Source organism: Vibrio sp. 970 (assembly GCF_033339075.1).
The window spans coordinates 1-714 of record NZ_JAWOTW010000294.1 but is presented as its reverse complement, the minus strand read 5'-3'; the positions used below and the strand labels follow the sequence as shown (position 1 = coordinate 714).

Sequence of the window (714 nt, the reverse complement as noted above, 5' to 3'; positions counted from 1 at the left end):
CGCTACTACCGCAGCGTGGATGCGCTCCTTATCGATGACATCCAATTCTTTGCCAACAAAGAGCGCTCACAAGAAGAATTCTTCCATACCTTCAACGCATTGTTGGAAGGTAACCAACAGATCATCCTAACTTCTGACCGTTATCCAAAAGAGATCAGCGGGGTAGAGGATCGTCTGAAATCGCGCTTTGGTTGGGGTCTAACGGTTGCGATCGAGCCGCCTGAGCTAGAGACGCGTGTGGCGATTTTGATGAAGAAAGCTGAAGACCATCAAATTCATTTGGCTGACGAAGTTGCGTTCTTTATTGCAAAACGTCTGCGTTCCAACGTTCGTGAGTTGGAAGGCGCGTTGAACCGAGTAATTGCCAACGCGAACTTTACTGGCCGCCCAATCACCATCGACTTCGTTCGCGAAGCGCTGCGCGATCTGCTGGCGCTGCAAGAGAAGTTGGTGACCATTGACAACATTCAAAAGACGGTTGCTGAGTACTACAAAATCAAAGTGGCGGATCTGCTGTCTAAACGTCGTTCTCGCTCCGTTGCACGTCCTCGTCAATTGGCGATGGCACTGGCTAAAGAGCTAACTAACCACAGCTTGCCAGAAATCGGTGATGCGTTTGGTGGCCGAGACCATACGACCGTTTTGCATGCATGTCGCAAGATTGAGCAGCTGCGTGAAGAGAGCCACGATATTAAGGAAGATTACTCGAACTTA

General features: G+C 49.7%; 1 protein-coding gene. It reads left to right on the top strand.

The annotated features are described in order from the left end of the window. Nucleotides 1–714, top strand: a 714-nt coding sequence (gene dnaA, locus R7Q11_RS26255) for a chromosomal replication initiator protein DnaA (RefSeq protein WP_225467009.1), incomplete at both ends; no start/stop codon positions are given.